This window comes from Flavobacterium sufflavum (assembly GCF_004016525.1).
Classification (GTDB): domain Bacteria; phylum Bacteroidota; class Bacteroidia; order Flavobacteriales; family Flavobacteriaceae; genus Flavobacterium; species Flavobacterium sufflavum.
The window spans coordinates 379816-399323 of sequence record NZ_SACJ01000003.1 but is presented as its reverse complement, the minus strand read 5'-3'; the positions used below and the strand labels follow the sequence as shown (position 1 = coordinate 399323).

The following is a 19508-nucleotide window of genomic DNA, read 5'->3' as shown; positions in this document are numbered from 1 at the left end:
TCAAGAACTGTTCACTGACCACTTATTCATAGCGCAGCGCCTCAATAGGATCTAGTTTTGCGGCTTTAATGGCGGGATATAAACCAGATACGATAGCTACAACAAAGCTGGTTAAGAAAGCAGCCATGATAGCTTCCCACGGAATAACAAAAACAAAACTTAGGGCAGTGGCAATTCCGTAGCCAATTAAGATTCCGAAAATAATTCCGGCTAAACCGCCTATTTGCCCAATAAGTAAGGTTTCTATAAAAAACTGAACGGCAACCGTAGAACGTTTAGCGCCCAATGCTTTTCGAACACCGATTTCGCGAGTGCGTTCAGTAACCGAAACAATCATAATATTCATCAAAGCAATCGAAGATCCAAGGATTGTAATGATACCGATAACCCAGGATGCCCATCCTAAATATTGTGTAATGCTAAGGATTCGATTGATTAAATCGTCACTTCGGACTACGCCAAAATTATTGTCTTTTACGGGACTCAGTTTTCGGATGCTGCGCATCGAACTAATGGCATTGTCGGTGGCCTGGTCAAGAAATTCTTTGTTATTTACCATGACACTCAGGCTATAATTGATATTGGGAGCTGTAAAAAGCGAGCGTGCCACCTGAATAGGAATTAAAACTCTTAAATCCTGGCTGTTGCCAAAAGTGGAGCCTTTCTCTTTTAAAATACCAATCACTTTAAATCGGGCGCCACGGATAGAAATGGTTTTATTAATAGGATTGACATCTTTTAGTAGTCCTTTTTCAAAATCGGATCCTACAACACAAACATAATTATTGTTGCTGATGTCGAAATTGTTGAAATTGCGTCCCTGACTGGTTTCTAATCCTGAATTAGTCATGAAATATTCGTCGACACCGAGAACTGAAATTTCAGGATCCGTTTTTTCTGAATCAAATTTTACTTCGGCTGTTGAAGTAGCTTTAAAAGAAAGTGAAGTTTGCGAAAGCGGGAAACTGTATTTGTTCTTAAAAGCTACGGCTTCAGGATAAGAAATAATGGGATTGATGATTTCCCGTTCTTCGCCACCATGTTTCTTAATGGTGTTTTCGTAGCGATTGATGTTGAAAGTATTGGCGCCCATTGAAGCAAAATCAGAAGAAATAGTGTTTTCTAATGCCGAAACCACAGTCAGAATTCCCACCAGAGCCGTAATACCAATAGCGATAATTAATATGGTAAGTGTTGTTCGGAGGATTTGGGTTTTGATAGAACCAAAAGCTATTTTTATATTTTCCTTTAATAGATTGCGCATCACAGTAGTTTGATACGAAAATACAATTTTTGAGAGAAGTTTGTTTTCAAGGCAAGTTATTTATTTTAAAAATAAGATATTTGCAGTCGAAATTTAAGATTTAAGAATTTAGATTTTAGATTTTCTGAATTAAATATGATTTTGGGTTTACAAATCTAAAATCTGCAATCTAAAATCTGCAATTAAACAAAAATGGCATCAAAACCAAGTATTCCTAAAGGAACAAGAGATTTTTCACCTGCTGAGGTGGTTAAACGTCAATATATTATCCAGACTATAAAAAGTAATTTTGAGAAATTTGGTTTCCAACCGATAGAAACACCTTCGTTTGAAAATTCAGAAACCTTGATGGGGAAATATGGAGAAGAAGGAGATCGATTGATTTTTAAAATTTTGAATTCTGGAGATTATTTGGCGAAAGCCAATGCTGCTCATTTAGAAAGTAAGGACAGCGTGAAGTTGACTTCAAGCATTTCTGAAAAAGCCTTGCGTTATGATTTGACCGTTCCTTTTGCAAGATATGTGGTGCAACACCAAAATGAAATTGAATTTCCTTTTAAAAGATACCAAATCCAACCCGTTTGGCGTGCCGACAGACCTCAAAAAGGACGTTTTAGAGAGTTTTTTCAATGTGATGCCGACGTGGTAGGTTCGAAATCGCTGTGGCAGGAAGTAGAATTGGTACAATTATATGATACTGTTTTTACCACTTTAGGTTTAAACGGAGTGACGGTTAAAATCAATAACCGAAAAATATTATCAGGAATTGCCGAAGTGATTGGTGCTTCGGATAAATTGATTGATTTTACAGTAGCTTTAGATAAGTTAGACAAAATTGGCGAAGACGGTGTAAAAAAGGAAATGATTGAAAAGGGAATTTCTGAAGAGGCAATTGTGAAAGTACAGCCTTTATTTAATTTCACTGGAAGCATTTCGGAGAAAATCGAAAAATTATCACAGCTTTTAACCGCTTCGGAAGAAGGAATGAAAGGGGTGGAGGAGTTGCGTTTTATTTGTGACAACGTGACTAAATTAGGCTTGACAACTGCCATTTTAGATTTGGATGTAACTTTGGCACGTGGTTTAAATTATTATACAGGAGCTATTTTTGAAGTAGCTGCGCCAAAAGGAGTCGCTATGGGTTCTATTGGTGGCGGTGGTAGATACGATGATTTGACCGGGATTTTTGGTTTGAAAAACATGAGTGGTGTAGGGATCTCTTTTGGTTTGGATCGTATTTATTTGGTAATTGAAGAATTGGGATTGTTTCCGGAAACCGTTACGGCAAGTTCAAAAGCCCTGTTTGTTAATTATGGAGATGCTGAAGCTTTTTATGCTTTGCAAGCCATTAAAAATTTACGAGCTTCAGGTATAAAAGTAGAATTGTATCCTGATAAAGCTAAGGTGGCCAAACAATTTCAGCATGCTGACAAACGCAATATTCCTTTTGCAGTAATTGTTGGAGGGGAAGAGATGAGTTCGAATACTTATTCACTTAAGAATTTAGTTTCTGGAGAACAATTAACATTGGATTTTGAAGGGTTAAAGGATGCTTTGATATAATTCAAAAGTGTATAAAAACAAAAAAAGCTTTGTCTGTTGACAAAGCTTTTTTTAGTATGAGTAATCGCGAATTAATAATTGTTTTGGAATCAACTGTAATTTTCGGTCTTGTTTCGAATCGAAAATCAGAGATTGATTAGAACCTGTAACAAACATATAGAATCTATTTGAATTATGTCTTAAAAATTTATTAAAATTTTAATTTTAACTAGAAAAAAAATTAAATCAAGAAAAAACAGGGTATAAAAATAGCTATTAGGGAAAAGGGTGACAATTTGGCATTTAGTTAGCTTTGGCAGTACTTTTGCTATCCAAAGGAAAGTGTAAAAATGAAGAAGTTGAAAAATATATTTAAAAATAAGGGAAATATGAGTACTGAGAATACAGAGATCGATAAAGAAATGGATGAGGTAACAATGGAAAACACGGCAAGCCAAGAGCCGGCAGTTACTGAAGAGCTAAGTGTTGAAGAGCAGTTGTCTAAAGACTTAGCAGATGAAAAAGACAAACATTTACGATTATTTGCTGAATTTGAAAACTATAAAAGAAGAACTTCAAAAGAGCGTATTGAATTATTTAAAACAGCTAATCAAGAAGTTTTATTGGCAATGTTGCCTGTTTTAGACGATTTTGACAGAGCTTTAGTTGAAATAACTAAATCAGAAGATGAAACTTTAACAAAAGGAGTAGAGTTGATTCATGAGAAATTAAAAAGTACCTTGTCTTCTAAGGGATTAGAGTTAGTTGATGTGAAAGTTGGGGATGCTTTTAATGCAGATTTTGCAGAAGCAATTACACAAATTCCTGCTCCATCACCTAAATTAAAAGGTAAAATAGTTGATGTTCTTGAAAAAGGATACAAACTGGGAGATAAAATTATTCGTTACCCAAAAGTTGTTATTGGGCAGTAAATTTGGGTAGAAATGCATTGCAATGCGTTTTAAAAAATAAATACAAATGAAAAAAGATTTTTACGACATATTAGGTGTTTCTAAAAATGCAGATGCTGCGGCGATAAAGAAAGCCTACAGAAAAAAAGCTATTGAGTTTCACCCTGACAAAAATCCTGGAGACAAATCGGCAGAAGAAAAGTTCAAAGAAGCGGCAGAAGCTTATGAAGTTTTAGGCGATCCTGACAAAAAAGCAAAGTATGACCAATTTGGACACCAAGCTTTTGATGGTTCTGGTGGTTTTGGCGGAGGTCATCACATGAACATGGATGATATCTTCAGTCAGTTTGGTGATATCTTTGGAGGTGGTTTCGGTGGATTTGGCGGAGGCGGAAGCCGAGGCGGTGTTCGTCGTGCTAAAGGAAGTAATTTGCGTATCAAAGTAAAATTGACTTTGGAAGAAATTGCTAATGGTGTTGAGAAAAAAGTAAAGGTAAAACGTAAAGTTCAGGCTCCTGGAGTTACTTACAAAACTTGTTCGACTTGTAATGGTCAAGGACAGGTAATGCGAGTGACTAATACTATTTTAGGTAGAATGCAATCAGCGACAACTTGTCCTGCTTGTGGTGGATCTGGTCAAATTTTAGATAAAAAACCATCTAACGCTGATGCACAAGGAATGATTGTAGAAGACGAAACCGTTTCTATTAAAATTCCTGCGGGTGTTGTTGATGGTATGCAATTAAAAGTTTCTAACAAAGGAAATGACGCGCCAGGAAACAGCATTCCCGGAGATTTAATTGTCGCTATCGAAGAGTTAGAACACGAATTCTTAAAGCGTGAAGGAGAGAATTTACATTACGATTTGTATGTAAGTTTCCCTGAGGCTGTACTTGGAATTTCTAAAGATATTGAAGCCATTAATGGTAAAGTAAGAATTAAACTGGAAGAAGGAATCCAATCAGGAAAAATTCTTCGATTAAAAGGTAAAGGTATCCCGAGTATCAACGGATATGGAAGCGGAGATTTGTTAGTTCATGTTAATGTTTGGACTCCTAAAACATTGAACAAAGAGCAAAAACAATTCTTCGAGAAATATTTAGAAGATGATAACTTTTCACCAAATCCTGAAAAATCAGATAAGTCATTTTTTGAAAAAGTAAAAGATATGTTTTCTTAAGCTTTTCAGATGAATCGAAATACAGTAAAGAACCCATCCGCATGAAAATGAAGATGGGTTTTTTTATGATACAATTATAATCTATTTAGATAGTATTATTTACTTTTACAGCCGCAAGACCAAAAAAGGTCAAACCGAAGAAGAAAATTCAAAAAATCAGCATGAATACCTTATTAGAAGTCAATAAAGTAGTTAAGCAATATGGAGATTACGTAGCGCTTAATGAAGTTTCTTTGTCTGTGCCACAAGGCAGTATTTATGGACTTTTAGGTCCTAATGGTGCCGGAAAAACTTCCCTTATTCGAATCATTAATCAAATTACCATGCCGGATAGTGGTCAAATTATCCTGGATGGCGAAAAATTGCAACCCAAACACGTACAATATATAGGTTATCTTCCTGAGGAAAGAGGTTTGTACCAAAGTATGAAAGTGGGCGAGCAATGTTTGTATTTGGCACAAATGAAAGGTTTGTCTAAGGCTGAAGCCAAAAAGCAATTGGAATATTGGTTTGACCGATTGGGAATTCAAGGTTGGTGGAACAAGAAAATTCAGGAGCTTTCTAAAGGTATGGCACAGAAAATCCAGTTTGTAGTTTGTGTATTGCACAAACCTAAATTATTGATTTTTGACGAACCTTTCTCCGGTTTTGATCCTGTAAATGCCAATGTGATCAAAGACGAAATTCTGGCATTGCGTGATGAAGGTGCCACCATCATATTTTCGACTCACAGAATGGAAAGTGTGGAAGAATTGTGCGATCATATTGCTTTGATTCATAAATCGAATAAATTAATCGAAGGAAAATTAGAAGATGTTAAAAGACTGCATAAAACGAATAGTTTTGAAGTGGGTGTTTTAACAGAGAATGTAGAAGGTTTGATGTATGATATTACCCAGAAATTCACTGTTGGTCCGGCTAATTTTAAATCCTTAAATAAAGAATTAAAACTTGAAATTCAAATAGGGAGCAGTCTTCCAAATGAATTATTGAATCTCTTAACTCAGCGTGGACAAGTCACTCATTTTGTAGAAAAAATTCCGAGTGTACACGATATTTTTATTCAAACGGTAACTGAAAAAGCTTAGATTTCAGATTTTAGATTTTAGAGTGAAAACCTAGGATCTAAAATCTAAAGTCAACAATCTAAAATCTAAAATCAAGAAATGAGTATCATATCACTAATTATAAAAAGAGAATTTTTTGCCAAGGTACGCAACAAATCTTTTATTGTAATGACTTTTTTAAGTCCGTTATTATTTGTGGGAATAGCAGTATTTGTGAGTTATTTAAGTTCGATGAAAGCCGATGTAAAACAAGTGGCTATTCATGATGAAACGGGTTTATTTGCCAAAGAATTTATTGCTCAAAATACTGAGGAAAACCAATACAAATATCTGGATTTATCACAAATTGACAGCCAATACTTGAAAGACAGTATTGCCAGTAATGGTTATGAAGGCGTATTGGTTATTCCAAAAACTGCAGCTGTAACCGATTTAGAAAACAAAATTGAGTTTATTTCTGATGGAAGTCCAAGTATTTCGTTTATCGAAAATGCACAGGATATTATTGCCAGAAAACTCACGAAAATCAATCTGGAAAATGCTCATTTAGATACTTTGGCTATTAAAAAAGCACAGGCGAGTGTCAATATTACTATTGCAAAAACTTCGGGAGAAGAAGGTTTAAAAGGATTGAACGAAGCTAAAATTGCTATTGGAGGTGCTTTTGGTTACCTAATTATGATGTTTATTATTATTTATGGAAATATGGTGATGCGTAGCGTGATTGAGGAAAAAACAAACCGTATTGTAGAGATTATTATTTCCTCGGTAAAGCCTTTCCAGTTGATGATTGGAAAAATTATTGGTACTTCGTTAGCCGGAATTTTACAGTTTACTATTTGGGTAATTATTGGACTTTCGTTGCTGTTTGCTGCTTCGGTATTTTTTGGAGTAAACGTTGGTCCGGCAGCTAATGTATCTCCTGCTTTGATGGAGCATTCGCAAACTGAATTTGCCGAAACAGCCCAGTTGTTTATCAAAGAATTATGGAATTTGCCTATTGCCACTATCTTAATTGGTTTTGTGGTTTATTTCATAGGAGGTTATTTTTTATATAGTTCTTTCTACGCCGCTATTGGTGCAGCTGTCGATAATCAAACCGATTCGCAGCAATTTCTTTTGCCGGTAATTATGCCTTTGATGTTAAGCGTTTATGTTGGTTTTTTTAGTGTAGTTAATGATCCTAATAGTACGATGGCAGTTGCTTTTTCTATGATTCCACTTACTTCGCCCATTGTGATGTTGATGCGAATTCCTTTTGGAGTTCCATGGTGGCAGCTGGCTATTTCAGTAACATTATTGTTTGGAACATTTTTATTGGTGGTTTGGTTTGCCGCTAAAATATACCGCATAGGGATTTTGATGTATGGGAAAAAACCAAGTTGGAAAGAATTATACCGTTGGTTAAAATATTAATTTGAAGCAACTAAAGTTCTAAGTTGTTAAGGTTTTTTAAATGTTTAGAAAAAGAACTTAGAATCTTAGTAACTTAGAACCTCAGAATCTAAAAAATATATGAGTAAAATACTAATTATCGAAGACGAAGCCGCTATTAGAAGAGTGCTTACTAAAATTCTTTCGGAAGAAAATGATACCTATCAGGTAGAAGAAGCTGAAGATGGTGTTTCGGCTTACGAAAAAATAAAAAATAACGATTACGACTTGGTTCTATGCGACATCAAAATGCCAAAAATGGATGGTGTCGAATTATTAGAAGAAGTCAAAAAGATAAAGCCTGAAATCCCAATGGTAATGATTTCGGGTCATGGCGATATGGAAACGGCAATTAATGCGATGCGTTTAGGTGCCTTTGATTACATTTCAAAACCACCTGATTTGAATCGTTTGTTGAATACGGTTCGCAATGCTTTAGACAGAAAGCAACTGGTAGTTGAGAACAAAATTCTAAAGAAAAAAGTCAGCAAAAACTACGAAATGATTGGCGAAAGTGAAGCTATTAATCATATCAAACTGATGATTGATAAGGTCGCCCAAACCGAAGCCCGTGTGCTGGTTACTGGGCCTAACGGAACAGGAAAGGAATTGGTTGCACATCAATTGCATGAAAAAAGTGAGCGTGCTGCTTTTCCTTTAATCGAAGTGAACTGTGCTGCGATTCCGTCAGAATTGATAGAAAGCGAATTGTTTGGTCACGTGAAAGGAGCTTTTACCTCGGCGGTGAAAGACCGTGCAGGAAAGTTTGAAGCGGCTGATAAAGGAACTATTTTTCTGGATGAAATTGGCGATATGAGTCTTTCGGCTCAAGCCAAAGTATTACGTGCTTTACAGGAAAATATCATTACCAGAGTAGGAGCAGACAAGGACATAAAAGTCGATGTACGTGTAGTGGCGGCAACGAATAAAGATTTGAAAAAAGAAATCGAAGAAGGACGTTTCCGCGAGGATTTGTATCATCGATTGGCAGTAATTTTAATTAAAGTACCTTCGCTGAATGACAGACGTGAAGATATTCCGTTATTGGTGACTCATTTTGCCGAAAAAATTGCTTCGGAACAAGGAAATGCAGTGAAGAAATTTTCGGATGATGCGATCAAGTTATTACAAGAATACGACTGGACGGGAAATATCCGCGAATTACGCAATGTGGTGGAGCGCTTGATTATCCTTGGCGGAAGCCAGATATCTGAAAATGATGTGAAGCTGTTTGCAAGTAAATAAAAAATAGTTATGGGTTATGAGTTATGAGGTTAAACGCATAACTCATAACGTATAACTCATAACTAAAAAAATATGAAACTAAAAAAAATAAACGAAAAGTTACAGCAGGGATTAATTGAAAACGGATTAACCGAGGCAAATGATATCCAACAAGAAACTTTTTCGACTATAAAAAGTGGCGTCGATTGTATTATTATCGCGCCAGATGGAGAAGGAAAAACTACTACAATTGTGTTAAACGTAATTCAGCGATTGATTGGTTCTGTTGAAGAATCGCCAAGAGCTTTGATTATTGTGGAGGACAAAGAGAAAGTTTTAGAAATGGAAGCGCTTTTTGAAAAGTACGGAAAGTACAGTGAACTGGAAGTTTATGGTGTTCATGACAAAGGCGATATGGATTATGATAAAAATTATGTTTCAACTGGAATCGATGTTTTAATTGGTACTCCAAATAAATTGAATGATATGTTTTCTACGGCGGGTTACAATGTAAACCGTTTGAAAATGTTCATATTGGACGATGCAAATCCAATTTTGAAATTACGCCACGAAACTAAAATCATGCGTATTTCTAACAGTATTGCTAAAACACAGCGTATTATTTTTGGAGATCAATTTTCAGAAAGAATAGAAATTTTGGCCGATAAAATGATGGAAGAGCCTGAAATCTTTGATTTTGAAGATGTGGAGTATGATGAAGAGGATTTTGAAGAAGAAGAACTTGGCGAAGATTTAGAAAACGACGGAGAAGAAGAATAAAAAATAAAAAAATAGGGTACCATGGGATTAATGAAAGTGTTTTCGGGGAGTGAAGTATTAGCTTTGGCTTTGAAAGAAAAAATAGAAGCTGCCGGTGTTGATACGGTGATAAAAGACAATATTCAATCGGCTAGATTAGCAGGGTTTGGAAGTTCAGGTTCGGCAGTGGAATTGTTTATTCAGGAAACTGATTTCGCTAAAGCAAATCCTGTTATTGAGGAGTTTAGGCTGAATATTTAAATACTGCTCCACAAAGTTTTCAACTTTGAGGAACAATAAAAAAATAATAAAGGATGAAATACAAAATGTTGGTTCTTGACATGGATGATACCTTGTTGAATGATGACCATATCATTTCGGATGAAAATAGAGCGATGCTTTCTAAAGCAAAGGAAAAAGGCGTACATGTTATTTTGGCTTCCGGGCGACCAACGCCTGCGATGATTGAATATGCTAAGGATTTGGGATTAATGGATTCGTATATGATTTCGTTTAACGGAGCCGTAATTACCGATTTGAAAAATGATGAAGTAATTTTTGAACAAAGTTTGACTCAGGAGCAAATTCATACCTTGTATGATTACAGCAAGGAAAAGAAAACGCATATTATCACTTATTTGGATGGAAAGGTGGTGAGCGAAACCCATTCAGAGTATATTGATGTTGAGGTGAATATTACGGGCTTGGAACACGAAGTAGTGCCTAATTTTAAAGAGCGCGTGCAATCGGCGGCAATAAAATGTATTTTGCTGGAAGAACCAGGTTATTTAAAAGAAGTAGAAGCCGATTTGAGAACTGCTATGCCGCATTTGAGCGTGTGTATGTCTAAACCTTTTTTCCTAGAAGCGGCTCAAACCGGAATTGATAAGGGAGCCAGTGTGAAATTCCTGGCAGATAAATTAAACATCTTACAATCGGAAGTGATTGCAGTGGGGAATGCAGGCAACGATTTATCGATGATTGAATATGCAGGTCTTGGTGTTTGGGTTGATAATGTGGATGCTCATTTAAGAGACAAAGGCGATGTGGTGGTTGCTTCTAATAACAATCACGGTGTTGCTGAAGTAATCCAAAGATTTATTTTGGCTTAAGATTTTCAAATTATAATTTAAACCATTAAGAAATTAAGGTAATTTAAGATCAGTTCTTAATAAACTTAATTTCTTAATGGTTTTTTTGTTTTGGAAAGTACATGTGTTTTAAACGCTTTATTTTGTTTACAAAAGTAAGTTGGCACTCGATGCAATCGAGTACCAGACATGTGATTATTTTGTGATAACATTTTTGTATATATCAGATGTTAATATATCTCTAATAGACATTTTTTGAGGATATGTCATTTCAAAATTATTATTATTTTTATCTCCAATGATTTGTATGTCAACTTTTTCTGCTTGATCTATTTTTTTTAACTCTTCATACGTTAGAACAAAAAAATTAGCTTCATCAATAAAATCATAATTTAATACCCTTTTACCTATTGAGGTTAATTCTTTTTTTATTGTTTCTCCATCGTTTAAAATAAAATTTATGTATCTTAATTCGTAAGCTTTGTCTGTATATAAATTCATAATTCCATATACATTTGATTCTCCAGTATTAAATCTAAAATTGAAATATATATTTTCTTTTATGTTTAATCCTAAATAACAATGTCGTAAAGTGATGTAAATTGTTTGTTTGTTTGTTTGTTTGTTTGTTTGTTTGTTTGTTTGTTTGTTTGTTTGTTTGTTTGTTTGTTTGTTTGCTTTGTCGTAGATTTTATCAATTTTTGATTTTAATAATTTATGAGATAATATGCTAATATTACCTATAAAATTAGGATCATATCCAGGGTTATACTTAATGGTATATTCGATGTCATTTGTTTTATCAATATAGCATTCAGTAAATGATTTTTCCCAATTCATATGTGAAACTTTAATTAAATTTTGATTAGATTTAAAAAAACTTTCAACGTTGTCGAATGCTTTGGTGTTGTATATGTTGAAATTTAAGCTATTTATGATATTATCATCTGTAGCATTATAAAATGTTAAGCTAAAATTTTTTGTTTTAATGTCTTTCGGTTCAATGAATATTTTTAAATCTATTTTATCACCTATAAAAAATGGTAATTTTTTAAAAATATCCTCTTGCGAAAAACAATAATTGGTGATTAAAAGTATTATTAAAGCTAAATGTTTCTTCATATTGTTTATTTATTAAAGCAAACTTTTTATGAATTAATTTTTATTACTTCAAATATATCTATAAAATACTACATGGTGTTAAGTTTAAATCATATTTTTCTCACTAAATATAACCCCGTAAGGGATGGAAGCGGAATTCTTTTTATTTTGTACTTCGACAGGTTCAGTATGACAAAATAAAAAGATACAGCGACAGCCCGACCTCGTCTCGTCTTTATTTTTGACGAGACGAGGGCACGCCCAAATCCTGAATTAGAATAAAATAAAAATCCTTGTACAGTTACCTTATTTGTTTGTAAATTTGCGCACTCTATTTTTTTGACAACGATTTCATTAGATAGAGCTTACTTATGGAAAACAGAAAAAAAGTGGCCTTTTATACTCTGGGCTGTAAACTGAACTTTTCGGAAACATCGACGATTGCCCGAAACTTACAAGACGAAGGTTTTGATCGTGTCGATTTTGAGGAAGTGGCTGATATGTATGTCATCAATACCTGTTCGGTGACTGAAAATGCCGATAAACAATTCAAACAAGTGGTGCGTAAAGCGATGAAGCTGAATGATAAAGCTTTTGTTGCTGCTGTAGGCTGTTATGCCCAATTGAAACCCGAAGAACTGGCTAGTGTAGATGGCGTGGATTTGGTTTTAGGTGCTACTGAAAAATTCAAATTAGCCGATTATATCAACGATTTGTCTAAAAATGACATGGGCGAAGTGCATTCCTGCGAGATTGCCGAAGCCGATTTTTATGTGGGCAGTTATTCCATTGGCGATCGAACCCGTGCTTTCCTGAAAGTACAAGACGGTTGCGATTATAAATGTACTTATTGTACGATTCCACTAGCTCGTGGGATTTCCCGTAGTGACGAATTGCAGAACGTATTGAAAAATGCCTATGAAATTTCGAAGCAAAACATCAAAGAAATTGTGCTTACTGGAGTGAATATTGGAGATTACGGAAAAGGGGAATTCGGAAATAAAAAACACGAACATACCTTCCTGGAATTGGTTCAGGCTTTGGATGAGGTGGAAGGAATAGAGCGTTTGCGTATTTCGTCTATCGAGCCTAATTTATTGAAAAATGAAACAATTGAATTTGTTTCGAAAAGCAGAACCTTTGTACCGCATTTTCATATTCCGTTGCAATCGGGAAGCAATGATATCCTGAAGTTGATGAAACGCCGTTATTTGCGTGAAGTTTATACTGAAAGAGTAAATAAAATTCGCGAAGTGATGCCGCATGCTTGCATTGGTGTGGATGTGATTGTTGGCTTTCCCGGGGAAACCGACGAGCATTTCTTAGAAACCTATCATTTTCTGAATGATTTGGATATTTCGTATTTACACGTTTTCACCTATTCAGAGCGTGATAATACCGAAGCTGTCGAAATGCCAGGAGTGGTTCCGTCGAATGTGCGTGCGAAGCGCAGCAAAATGCTACGCGGATTATCGGTTAAAAAACGTCGTGCTTTTTACGAAAGCCAGTTAGGAACCAGCAGAACTGTTTTGTTTGAAGGAGAAAATAAAGAAGGCTATATTCACGGTTTTACCGAGAATTACGTAAAAGTAAAAACTCCCTGGAATCCTGAATTGGTCAATACTTTACACCAAATTAATTTGACTAAAATTGATGAAGACGGAAGCGTGAGAATGGAGTTTGCTTCTGCTTTGGTTTAGGTTTAAACATATAAGTTATATAAGTTTTTAAACTATTAAGAGATTAAGTTTCATTAAGTTTTACGCTTAATTTTCTTAATCTCTTAATGGTTTTTATTTTTTTACCACATACCTGTCTGCCGACAGGCAGGAGTCACATAAGTTTTTAAGAGAGTAATTATTGTACAGCTTCTACTAATCGAACAAACTCAGTACGATAACCTTCTTTGTCATTGCTTAGTCCTTGTTGGGCAAGTTTTAAAATTGATTTTGATTCTTTGTCGGTTACGAGTTTGGAATCTCTTAGTTTTAATCCAAACCAGGCTACAGCTGAACTGAATTTAAAATCGTTTGAAGTAGTGGCGAGTTGAGCAGAATGGTTGGCAATGGTTTGAATCATTTCGATACTTTTGTCACCATCGGGTTTTTTATATCTGAATTTTATGGTGGCTAATTCATTACTATAGGACTCTTTGTTTATAGTCGTGTTTGTATATTTTAAATCGGCAACGCTATAATCACTGTCAATTCCTGTCGGGATGATTTCGTATAAAGCGGTAACGGTATGTCCGCTGCCTAATTCGCCTGCATCAATGGCATCATTTTTAAAATCTTCAGGACGAAGTTTGCGGTTTTCGTAACCAATTAAGCGGTAGGCTTGGACATGTTTTGGGTTGAATTCAATTTGGATTTTAACATCTTTGGCAATGGCAAACATCGAACCTTTGAATTCTTTTCCTAAAAAGCGATTGGCTTCCTGAATGTTGTCAATGTAGGCATAGTTTCCGTTGCCTTTGTTGGCTAATATTTCCATTTTGCTGTCTTTGTAATTTCCCATTCCGTAACCCAAACAAGTCAGGAAAACACCTGATTTTCGTTTTTCTTCAATTAAGGTTTCCATATCCTTGTTTGATGAAGTGCCTACATTAAAATCGCCGTCAGTAGCCAGAATGACACGGTTATTTCCTCCTTTGATAAAGTTAGCAATAGCAGTTTTGTATGCCAATTCAATTCCGGCACCTCCTGCGGTACTACCTCCCGCATTCAGATTGTCCAAAGCATCAATAATTGTTTGTTTTTGATCTCCAGAGGTTGGTGGCAAAACCATTCCTGCAGCTCCTGCATAAACTACCATGGAAACTTTGTCTTCTTTTCTTAATTCGTTTACCAAAATTTTCATCGATTGTTTGAGCAATGGTAGTTTATTGGGATCGTTCATAGAACCTGAAACATCAATCAGGAAAACCAAATTGGAAGCCGGTAAATTTTCGGTTGGAATGTTTTTACCCTGCAATCCTATTTTTAATAATTGGTGTTTGCTGTTCCAGGGACAATCGCTGTATTCAGTATTAATAGAAAAAGGATGATTTTCTTTAGGTTGTGGGTAATTGTATTTGAAAAAGTTCATCATTTCTTCAATTCGAACGGCATCTTTAGGAACGGCTTGTCCGTTATTGATAAAGCGACGAATGTTAGTATAAGAAGCATTATCCACATCGATAGAAAAGGTAGATAAAGGTGCGTTTTTAGGAGTTTCAAACTGGTTTTCTACAAAAGTTTCGTAATCTTCCTGATTGGGCGTGTTTCGCAATGGAGGATTGATGTTTATGGGATTTGTATTTCCATAAATTTGAAGAGGTTCAGTAATGGATTCTGCTTTTGCCTTTGTAGGCATTACCATTGCCGTAGCTCTCGTTTGTTGATTCGGAACATTCCTATTTAAATTCTTTTTTTCATAAGCAACAGCCTCAGCAGAGTAAAGCTTGTCTTTATGGCTGTTTCCATATCCCACAACGACAATTTCTTCTAGAGATGAAACATTATTTTTTAGGCTAATGTTGATCACTTTGGAATTTCCAATTTTTACCTCTTTGGTTTGATAACCGATGTAGTTACAAACTAATATTTTTCCTTTTTGAGCCTGAATGGAATAATTTCCGTTAAAATCAGTCAGAGTAGTTGTTTTTGTTCCTTTAATTGTAACGGAAACAGCAGGAAGAACTGAACCATCAGTCTGGTCAGTTACTGTTCCGGTAATGGTGATTTCCTGTCCAAAAGTTAGGATAGAAAAGAGCATAGCAAGGGCTGATGAAATAAGTTTTAGACTTTTCATGACAATAATTTTTAAAATGTTTGACAGTATTTTTGCGAATTAACGCTTCAGTGGAATTCCGTTTTCAGTGGTAATAATTATAACTCCGTTATTGCTTTTATTTCCATATAGAGTAGTAGCTTCTTCGTTTTGCAAAATTTTGAACGTTACTATTTTTTGCTTATTCAAAGGAGCATAAGGACTTGTGGGATTAGGACCAAATAAGGATGCTTCACTGTATTCAACTCCGTTGATGATGTACAAGGCATCTTTAATATGGGGAACAGATTTTTCTTTTTCTGATTTGTAAAATTTGGTTGTCCCATATTTAGCTATCGGAGCAGTATTTTTTGGCTGATTTTTTTTGGATTTTCCATAACCGACTACCACTACTTCGTTTAATGCATCACTAGTCGGTGAAAGTTTAGTATTCATCTTATTTGAGTTACCAACTATAGCTTCGTGACTATTGTATCCTATTGTATTAAAAATAAGTATCTCACCTTTTTCGGCATCAATCGTATATTTCCCATCAAAATCGGTTACAACACCAGTATTTTTGCCTTTAATTTGGACAATTGCACCCGGTATGGGTAAGTTGTCTTTTTCGTCTGTAATAACACCTGTAATTGTTTTATCAGAGTTGGTTTTTGCCATAATCATAGCTGCTTTTTCTTTATATTCATTGGCAACTGGAGCAAGGCTTTTTGCCGCTACAGGAGCTGACGGAGCTACACTTAAAATACTATTCGATTCCTGACTGATGATTTCGTCTGCCTGAATATTGGATTCTTCAGCCTTTTTATCAGAAACAATTATTTTGGCGTCATTTTTTGGAGTAGGATTTTCAACTACTGCAACCGGATTTTGTTTCTCTAATTGCTTTTGCAAAATTTCTGGAGCTTCGGTTTTGATGTTTTTAGAAGGAACGATGCTGTCGTTAATGATTTCGTTTTTTTGAATTACTACCTTGTTTTCATTGGTTTTAGTTGGTACAACTATTTTTAAATCTGTTTTTAGAAATTGGTAACCCAAAGAAACAAACAATAATAGTGAGGCAGCTATGGCTAATTTTTTCCAAAGTTTGGTTTTGGTTTCCAGTACTTTTTGATCGAGTTTGTCTTCTACACGCGCCCAAACTTTATCCATTTCCGGAAAATCCTGATGTTCTGCCTTGTGGGCAGCACTTTTGATTTTGTTAATTATTTTATCTTGATTGTCCATGACTAATTCGATTTTTGGTAATACAGATTATTTACTAATTCCTTCAATTTTGTTTTTGAAGCATTCAATTGTGATTTTGAAGTGCCTTCAGAAATGTTGAGCATGCTGGCTATTTCTTTGTGGCTGTAGCCTTCAATGACAAAAAGGTTAAAAATAGTCTTGCATCCCACAGGAATATGATTGAGTAAATCAAGTAAATCTTCTTCTTCAAGATTCGTCATCTCATCAGTAAAAGCTTGTGATAATGTTTTTACATCATCGAGATACATATTGAAGTTGGTTTTCTTTTTGATAGTTGCCAGACATTGATTGACCGCTATTTTTCGAGCCCAGGCTTCAAAAGCACCAATTTCTTTTAATTGGTCTAGTTTCGTAAAAATGATATAAAAAGCATCTGCCAAGGCTTCTTCAATTTCTTCTTCCTGTTTCAAATAGCGCTTGCAACTTGCGTAGAGTTTGGGTGCCAAAAACTCATACACTTGATGCTGGGCATCGCGTTGCATTTTTTTGCAGGCTATTATTAGATTTTCGTTTATCACAATATGGTCTTTAATAATAAAGAGCGTTAAAAAAGGAAAAAGGTTGGGAGAGAAGCCATTTTTTTTTCAAATAAAATAATCAAACAGAGTTATTTATTTGATTATGAGGGTGTTTTTTGCGAAGTAAGGGATATAAGTTTTTTTAAACCATTAAGAGATTTAAGGAAATTAAGGAGTAAAATCTTAATGGAACTTAAATCTCTGAATGGTTTTTTTAGCGTATTTAGTGCTTGTTTTGATTTTCCTGAGCTACCAGTTTCAACGAATTGATATAATCGGTGTCAAATTCAATGACTCTTATTTTTTCAGGATTAAAGCTTAATTCGCCTCCAAATTGACCTTTTGTGTCTAAAAAATCAATTATAAGTTCCTCATCATTCAGCTTAATAAGTTTTCCTAAATAAGCGGATGTAGCTGACTTTTTTGCAATTTGAAAAATGCCGTACTTTTTATCCAAAAAGTTAACAATAGATGTCAAATCTTTGATAGGAATGATCTCTTTAGCATTTGTTTTTAATCCTTTCAATCGGATTACTTTTTCAGTAAACTCATGATTACTGTCTCTGTACATACGCTCAATGTTTTTGTTTTTGAGAATCACAAAACCATCAATGATAAAATCAACGGGATTGTTTCGTAATAAAATCCAATCATCAGAGTAGTCAATAAGAAATCCGGTATAAATTTCTTTTTTATCCAGAAATTCTATTGAAACCAGTTGTCTTAAATAGTTTTCCATTTGTTTAGTTTTTTAATAAATATAAAATTCCAATACTTAAATTCCAAATTCTAATTATTGGAATTTTATATTTTAGGGATTTGTTGACCAAATGCTGCTATTTTTGATAAATACGCGTCGGTTGAGTTTAAGTTGAGCGATGATTAATTCTGCTATGTCTTCAGATTGCATTACTTTCTCCGGATTTCCGTCGGTTAGGTTTAATTCTTTTGCCATATCAGTGGCAACGGTGCTTGGTGTTAAAGCCGTAACCCGAATGTTGTGTTTGCGAACTTCTTGCATAAGCGAATCTGTCAATCCTAAAACCGCAAATTTAGATGCGCTGTAAGCACTAGTTAAAGCATTTCCTGCTAATCCCGCAGTCGAAGAAATATTGATAATATCGCCCGTTTGTCTTTCTATCATATTAGGTAAAACGGCGCGTGTTGTATAGTAGGTTCCCATTAGGTTAACCTGAATGATGCGTTCCCAGGCGGCAGGTTCCAGTTCCAGGAATTTTCCAAAAGCGGCAATTCCGGCATTATTGATTAAAATATCAATGGTTCCGAATTCGGCTAAGGCTTTTTCAACAGCTGCGTTTATGGAATTAATATCGGAAACATCGGCAGTTATAGCCAATACTTTTACTCTTAAAGATTTTATTTTTAGTGCAACGCTGTCAATGTCCTCTTGCGTTCGGGCTACTAAAATGATGTTTACACCTTCTTTTGCCAGAGCAATTGCAACTGCTTTGCCAATTCCTTTTCCTGCGCCCGTAATCAGGGCATTTTTATTTTTTAAGTCGGTCATGATTACTTAAGATTTAGAGATAATTTATAAATAGCTGTTTCAAGAATTTCGGTATCCTTGTCTTCGCAAAGTAAGAATTCAATTTTATTATTGTCTTTTTTGAAAAGGGTCAGCCCTTCAAATTTATGGCTGTCACTGATTTTTTGGGTGAAATTAATTTTCATGGTTTCCAGGTCAATGCGACCAATAAGACTTCCCAGTACTTCGCCATCGTCATAAGTGGATTGGGTATCTTCGGCTGTGGCCAAAAAATAAATGCTGTTATCAACTTTAACGGCATCGGTAAAACTGCTGCGGACTCCTTTTATTTTAGGGAGTTTGTAGTCATTGGAGAGCATGGTGAATTCCTGATTCAGTTTTTTGGTACGAAGACTAAAAAGAGTGTTTTTGTTTGAAATTCCATTGCCCCGATTCAAGAAATACCAGTTTTCGCCATCGTGAATAGCGCCTTCGATATTGAAATCTTCAGCTTTTATGGAAGCAAAATTTTGCATCATAGCATATAATTCGGTCAGATTGTTGGTAGCGATTTTCTTTTTTTGTGCCAAATCAAATTCGACCATAGAATTCCTTTTTGCTGTAGAGCCGGAGCCGAAAGCATAAATAGTATCTTGAAAATAACTTAGGGCTTCAAAATCGGGTTTGTCTTTTTTGATGATGTTTTCGGTGGGATTTTCTATCAACGGATGACGTTTTAAATCTTTAGAATCAAGATGGTATTCGTATAGAAAACCGCTGTTGTCACCAACGATGAACAGGGAATTGTCTTTGTAAAGCAGTCCTGAGGCAGAACCAATTCCGATGATGTGAAATAATAATTCGAGTGTAAATTTTTCCATGTATTTTATTTTGAAAGCAGAGATGTATTAGCCC

At 35.1% G+C, this 19508-nt stretch carries 18 protein-coding genes; 10 read left to right on the top strand and 8 right to left on the bottom strand.

The annotated features are described in order from the left end of the window. Window positions 1–22: 22 nt before the first annotated feature. Window positions 23–1264, bottom strand: coding sequence for an ABC transporter permease (locus EOD40_RS07435; RefSeq protein WP_196781424.1), 1242 nt, complete (start codon window positions 1262–1264; stop codon window positions 23–25). A gap of 192 nt (window positions 1265–1456) precedes the next feature. On the opposite strand from EOD40_RS07435, the gene hisS reads away from it, so the two are divergent. The 9 genes from hisS (at window position 1457) to EOD40_RS07390 (ending at window position 10493) form a co-directional block, all read left to right on the top strand. After that, window positions 1457–2827: a histidine--tRNA ligase gene (hisS, locus tag EOD40_RS07430; protein ID WP_128194258.1), complete on the top strand. Its 1371-nt coding sequence runs from the start codon at window positions 1457–1459 to the stop codon at window positions 2825–2827. A gap of 368 nt (window positions 2828–3195) precedes the next feature. Further along, window positions 3196–3738 (top strand): nucleotide exchange factor GrpE, encoded by a 543-nt coding sequence (locus EOD40_RS07425; RefSeq protein WP_196781423.1) that lies wholly within the window; start codon window positions 3196–3198, stop codon window positions 3736–3738. A 46-nt stretch (window positions 3739–3784) separates the two neighbouring features. Continuing rightward, a complete protein-coding gene (dnaJ, locus tag EOD40_RS07420) occupies window positions 3785–4897 on the top strand; it encodes a molecular chaperone DnaJ (RefSeq protein WP_128194256.1) in 1113 nt (370 codons plus the stop codon). A 161-nt stretch (window positions 4898–5058) separates the two neighbouring features. Beyond that, on the top strand, window positions 5059–5985 hold the full coding sequence (locus EOD40_RS07415; protein WP_128194255.1) for an ABC transporter ATP-binding protein: 927 nt from the start codon (window positions 5059–5061) through the stop codon (window positions 5983–5985). 78 nt (window positions 5986–6063) lie between these two features. Then, window positions 6064–7380 carry an ABC transporter permease gene (locus tag EOD40_RS07410; RefSeq protein ID WP_128194254.1) on the top strand — a complete coding sequence of 439 codons (1317 nt, stop codon included), beginning with the start codon at window positions 6064–6066 and terminating at the stop codon, window positions 7378–7380. Between the two features lie 99 nt (window positions 7381–7479). Continuing rightward, window positions 7480–8643: a sigma-54-dependent transcriptional regulator gene (locus EOD40_RS07405; protein WP_128194253.1), complete on the top strand. Its 1164-nt coding sequence runs from the start codon at window positions 7480–7482 to the stop codon at window positions 8641–8643. Between the two features lie 72 nt (window positions 8644–8715). After that, entirely contained in the window at window positions 8716–9402 is a 687-nt protein-coding gene (locus tag EOD40_RS07400; protein WP_128194252.1) for a DEAD/DEAH box helicase, read from the top strand. A gap of 21 nt (window positions 9403–9423) precedes the next feature. After that, window positions 9424–9642: a putative signal transducing protein gene (locus tag EOD40_RS07395; RefSeq protein WP_128194251.1), complete on the top strand. Its 219-nt coding sequence runs from the start codon at window positions 9424–9426 to the stop codon at window positions 9640–9642. A gap of 53 nt (window positions 9643–9695) precedes the next feature. Then, entirely contained in the window at window positions 9696–10493 is a 798-nt protein-coding gene (locus tag EOD40_RS07390) for a Cof-type HAD-IIB family hydrolase (protein ID WP_128194250.1), read from the top strand. A gap of 174 nt (window positions 10494–10667) precedes the next feature. Here the strand turns inward: EOD40_RS07390 and EOD40_RS17935 are convergent, their stop codons facing one another. Next, window positions 10668–11594, bottom strand: coding sequence for a hypothetical protein (locus EOD40_RS17935; RefSeq protein ID WP_164905455.1), 927 nt, complete (start codon window positions 11592–11594; stop codon window positions 10668–10670). A gap of 350 nt (window positions 11595–11944) precedes the next feature. On the opposite strand from EOD40_RS17935, the gene mtaB reads away from it, so the two are divergent. After that, window positions 11945–13273, top strand: a complete 1329-nt coding sequence (mtaB, locus tag EOD40_RS07380) for a tRNA (N(6)-L-threonylcarbamoyladenosine(37)-C(2))-methylthiotransferase MtaB (protein WP_128194248.1) — start codon at window positions 11945–11947, stop codon at window positions 13271–13273. 157 nt (window positions 13274–13430) lie between these two features. On the opposite strand, the gene EOD40_RS07375 is transcribed toward mtaB, so the two are convergent. The 6 genes from EOD40_RS07375 to EOD40_RS07350 form a co-directional block, all read right to left on the bottom strand. Beyond that, on the bottom strand, window positions 13431–15365 hold the full coding sequence (locus EOD40_RS07375; RefSeq protein WP_128194247.1) for a vWA domain-containing protein: 1935 nt from the start codon (window positions 15363–15365) through the stop codon (window positions 13431–13433). Between the two features lie 39 nt (window positions 15366–15404). Then, window positions 15405–16568: a carboxypeptidase-like regulatory domain-containing protein gene (locus EOD40_RS07370; RefSeq protein WP_128194246.1), complete on the bottom strand. Its 1164-nt coding sequence runs from the start codon at window positions 16566–16568 to the stop codon at window positions 15405–15407. A gap of 2 nt (window positions 16569–16570) precedes the next feature. Continuing rightward, on the bottom strand, window positions 16571–17071 hold the full coding sequence (locus tag EOD40_RS07365; protein ID WP_128194245.1) for an RNA polymerase sigma factor: 501 nt from the start codon (window positions 17069–17071) through the stop codon (window positions 16571–16573). Window positions 17072–17330: 259 nt separating this feature from the next. After that, window positions 17331–17846 (bottom strand): hypothetical protein, encoded by a 516-nt coding sequence (locus EOD40_RS07360; protein WP_128194244.1) that lies wholly within the window; start codon window positions 17844–17846, stop codon window positions 17331–17333. A 72-nt stretch (window positions 17847–17918) separates the two neighbouring features. Next, window positions 17919–18635 (bottom strand): 3-ketoacyl-ACP reductase, encoded by a 717-nt coding sequence (locus EOD40_RS07355; protein WP_128194243.1) that lies wholly within the window; start codon window positions 18633–18635, stop codon window positions 17919–17921. A gap of 2 nt (window positions 18636–18637) precedes the next feature. Beyond that, window positions 18638–19474, bottom strand: coding sequence for a DUF6929 family protein (locus tag EOD40_RS07350; RefSeq protein ID WP_128194242.1), 837 nt, complete (start codon window positions 19472–19474; stop codon window positions 18638–18640). Window positions 19475–19508: the final 34 nt, after the last annotated feature.